The organism is Ruegeria sp. (assembly GCF_028066395.1).
Taxonomy (GTDB): Bacteria; Pseudomonadota; Alphaproteobacteria; order Rhodobacterales; family Rhodobacteraceae; genus Ruegeria.
Genome location: NZ_JALCBM010000098.1, coordinates 8,189 through 11,585, shown reverse-complemented (window position 1 = coordinate 11,585; position 3,397 = coordinate 8,189). Strand labels below are relative to the sequence as shown.

Below are 3,397 nucleotides of genomic sequence, written 5' to 3'. Positions count from 1 at the left end.
GGCGATGCGAGATCATGACATCTCTCAGCGCCGAGCCTGCCGACTTGTCCACTGCCCGGCAGGGCATTGCCCACAAAAGTGTGATCGACTACGCTCAAAAAATGATGGAAATCGCAGGTCACTATGAAGGTGAACAAACCAAAACCTATGATGAAGAAACCAAAACCGCTGTGCGATCTTGCCCTGCTGATGCCAAGTGCAACTGGGCGCGTCTCTATCCCCAAATGCCCAGGAAATGAGATCAATGCACTTGCGAACAACGAGAAAGCAGAGAGGTGTCGCTCCGCAATCGGAGTCCTAACTTTGGTATAAGAGCACTTCTTATTTTTCGGAATGCCGGAATCGATTTAGAGAAATTGGACGGCGGCTTTGTCCACATATTTCGCGAGTTCAGGCAGCCTTTGATTTTACGGCCGCAGCGAATGGCCGGTCTGACGGGCCGCACTGCAGCACAGAGACTATGCGATGTATGACCGGAATGGGCCGAGTGATGGCTAGCAGCCAACCAAAAAAAGCTGCACCAAACTCCACTGCCAGCAACTGATATGCAGCTCTGGGTCTCATTCTATTTCCAGAAGAATATTTGAATTGAGGGGTCTTCTGATGTCGAACGTTCACTTAATTTCTGGTCCAACTATGACGGTTGGGTCAGGTTCGTGTGACGTTCAACAGGATATGTGGAACGTCACTGATATTTGACTCAATCGACAGCCAAAACCTCAATAAAACTGCAAATCGCGTCATTCAATTCTGACCCAAACGTCAAGCATTTCTGACCCAATCTGAATAGCGGTCCTTCATCAACGCTGCGGCTAAGGTCTCAATAGAGCCCATAGCGGAACTTTCAAAAACTTGCTGCGCGTGCACACAACGCGCCAATTCGCTGCGCTGCCGAAAAACTCCCGCCGCAGGGCAGAGGGAAACTCGGTCATTCAGGCAGCGTGCAGTAAATTTTAGACTATGCACTCATACAGTGCAGGAAAACCGCCATTTCGCTGCAACTGGGCGATTCACGGTTGTCGTGAGTTGGACCTAGCCGAACACGTCTGTTTCAACCAACCAATTGATGATGGCATCGACACGTTCTATGCCACGCATATCGGTATGTCTTAGAAGCCAGAGATCGCGCGCCATCTCTGCCATTTCCGGTGGCGGCCGAAGTTCGATCAACCGCGAGTCTTGGCGAGCAACCGCTACTGGTAAAATAGCGCGGACTGGGATCGCTAGGGCCGCTTCATAAGCCGTCTCAAGGTCGTGCATCAGAAGCTGTGATCGTCGCCCATTGGTCTGATGCACCAGCGTTTCGGTCCATACCGCTTGGGGAAGATGTGCTGCGACAGGATCATAGATAAGCCATGGGCGGTCCTCGGGGGCAAGCCCCATCGCGTCCTTGGCGGTAAACATGGTAAACGTGATGCGACCGATCTTTTGCGCTATCACTGCGCTACCGCCTTCGTGCGGCTCCCCAAACCTCAAGGCTACATCCACCTCGCGTCTGGTCAGGCTGAGGTTCTGGCTGTCCGGCATCAAGCTGATGTTCAGGCCCGGATGACGGTTCGTAAACTTCGTCAGAGATGGCGCAAGAAGGCGATTTAACAGAAATGGCACCGCTGTCAGACGCACTGTTCCGCTCAGCGGATTATCTTGGCCAATGAGCGCATCAGCAGCGTTTGCGTGCTGTTCCATCTGCTCGGCTCGGTCAGCGAGTTGCTGACCAATCTGTGTCAGTTGGCTGCGACCTGACCTCTCGCGATGTATCAACGTTTTCCCGGCTCGGCTCTCCAGCGCTTTGATCCGGCGTGACACTGTGGTGGCATCAAGGTTGAGTAGAACCGATGCACCCTTGAGGCTTTCGGCTCTCGCGATCGCGAGCAAAACGCGTAAATCGTCCCAGTTCATCTGCTGCATTAATGCAGTTCATATTGGCAAATTCGATCATTGTGAATGCATTCTTGCAATTGCAAGCTGGCGATGCATGACGGGAGGCTCAAATGCTTTACACAATCCACTTTTACGACAACGCGGATGCAAACCCTGACATTCGCCCGCGCTTCATGCAGCAACACCTCTCATTTCTTAACGAGAACAAAGCCGTTATCCGTGCAGCCGGTCCACTCAGGGAAGCTGATGGTGCGGTGAAAAGTGGTCTCTGGCTGGTCGATGTTGAGACTGTTGATCAAGCGTGGGCGTTGGTGAAGGCCGATCCGTTCTGGCCGACCGGTCTGCGTGACACCATTGAGATCAAACATTGGGCACAGGTCTTTGCAGACGGGCAGGCACTTGTCTAACCTCGCAATGTTCCAAGGCCTGTTGGGCCGGGAATGGGCTGTCTGTGGCAGCGCGGCTGTTCTGGCGGGCTGCGTCCGGGGGGTGCAGGCATTGGTCTTTCCGTTGTCGCCATGGCGTGTCTTGTGTTGATCTTGCCCCCTGTTGAGTTGATTTTGATCTTCTACGTTCTGCAAGGCATCTGCGGTTGCGAAAGCAGAGTAATGTCGCAGCCCAGCGAAACGCCCGCCCTTACCCCAAAGTCGCAGTACTTTAAATGTGGCTTTAGCTGAGAGAGAAATCGGCAAATCCATCACACAATATATTGACACGGCATCAAGACTACACCCAATATAGTGTTGCTTCGGTTCTTTCGATTCCTGTCGAAAGCTAAGAGGGAAACCGGTGAAACTCCGGCGCTGCCCCCGCAACTGTAAGCGGAGAGTTCGGCTGAACATGCCACTGAAAGCACGCTTTTGGGAAGGCCAGACCGAACGACGATCCGCAAGCCAGGAGACCTGCCGCAAGCGTGAATGATAACCACGAACGGAGGGTTCGGGGGCGTGTGACGGGCTTATTTACCCATGGCGTCCTCGGCTTTTGATTAAAAGGACAGAGGACAAATGAGCATTACCGTGTATTCCAAACCCGCTTGCGTGCAATGCACCGCGACCACCCGTGCGCTGGATGCCAAAGGCATCCCTTATGACGTGGTCGACCTGACCGAAGATGACAGCGCCATGACCCATGTGACCGAATTGGGGTATCGTCAGGCCCCGGTCGTTGTAGCAGGCAGTGATCACTGGTCGGGTTTCCGCCCCGATATGATCGCCCAACTGGCCTGATCCATGGCCGCGCCGATCCCGGCGCTGGTCTATTTCTCATCGAAATCCGGAAACACCCACCGCTTTGTATCGCGGCTGGGCCTGATCTCTTTCCGCATTCCGACCGAGATGGGCCCGCTGCCAGACCCCGAAGGCCCCTATGTTTTGATCTGCCCGACCTATGCCGATGGCGAAGGACGTGGGGCGGTTCCGAAACAGGTGATCCGGTTTTTGAACGATCCGGCCCGCCGCGCCGGGATCGTTGGGGTGATCGGCGCAGGCAACCGCAATTTCGGTGCGACCTACGC

5 protein-coding genes and 1 riboswitch are annotated in these 3,397 nt (G+C 54.3%); of the genes, 4 read left to right on the top strand and 1 reads right to left on the bottom strand.

Translation table 11 applies throughout. The features are described 5' to 3' along the window. On the top strand, positions 1-239 hold a 239-nt coding region (locus MPJ51_RS20425; protein WP_298390691.1), incomplete at its 5' end, for a hypothetical protein. Positions 240-1,032: 793 nt separating this feature from the next. On the opposite strand, the gene MPJ51_RS20420 is transcribed toward MPJ51_RS20425, so the two are convergent. Continuing rightward, a complete protein-coding gene (locus MPJ51_RS20420; RefSeq protein WP_298390689.1) occupies positions 1,033-1,908 on the bottom strand; it encodes a LysR family transcriptional regulator in 876 nt (291 codons plus the stop codon). An 83-nt stretch (positions 1,909-1,991) separates the two neighbouring features. On the opposite strand from MPJ51_RS20420, the gene MPJ51_RS20415 reads away from it, so the two are divergent. The 3 genes from MPJ51_RS20415 to nrdI form a co-directional block, all read left to right on the top strand. Beyond that, positions 1,992-2,288 (top strand): YciI family protein, encoded by a 297-nt coding sequence (locus MPJ51_RS20415; protein ID WP_298390687.1) that lies wholly within the window; start codon positions 1,992-1,994, stop codon positions 2,286-2,288. Positions 2,289-2,613: 325 nt separating this feature from the next. Beyond that, positions 2,614-2,806, top strand: a riboswitch (cobalamin riboswitch). 82 nt (positions 2,807-2,888) lie between these two features. Continuing rightward, positions 2,889-3,110 carry a glutaredoxin-like protein NrdH gene (gene nrdH, locus MPJ51_RS20410; protein WP_298390686.1) on the top strand — a complete coding sequence of 74 codons (222 nt, stop codon included), beginning with the start codon at positions 2,889-2,891 and terminating at the stop codon, positions 3,108-3,110. A gap of 15 nt (positions 3,111-3,125) precedes the next feature. Then, positions 3,126-3,397: class Ib ribonucleoside-diphosphate reductase assembly flavoprotein NrdI (gene nrdI, locus MPJ51_RS20405; RefSeq protein WP_298390695.1), on the top strand; the 272-nt coding region annotated here is incomplete at its 3' end.

Coding starts and splice junctions, on each gene's coding strand:
- MPJ51_RS20420 (WP_298390689.1), bottom strand. CDS start 1,908: ATGCAGCAGATGAACTGGGACGATTTACGCGTTTTGCTCGCGATCGCG.
- MPJ51_RS20415 (WP_298390687.1), top strand. CDS start 1,992: ATGCTTTACACAATCCACTTTTACGACAACGCGGATGCAAACCCTGAC.
- nrdH (WP_298390686.1), top strand. CDS start 2,889: ATGAGCATTACCGTGTATTCCAAACCCGCTTGCGTGCAATGCACCGCG.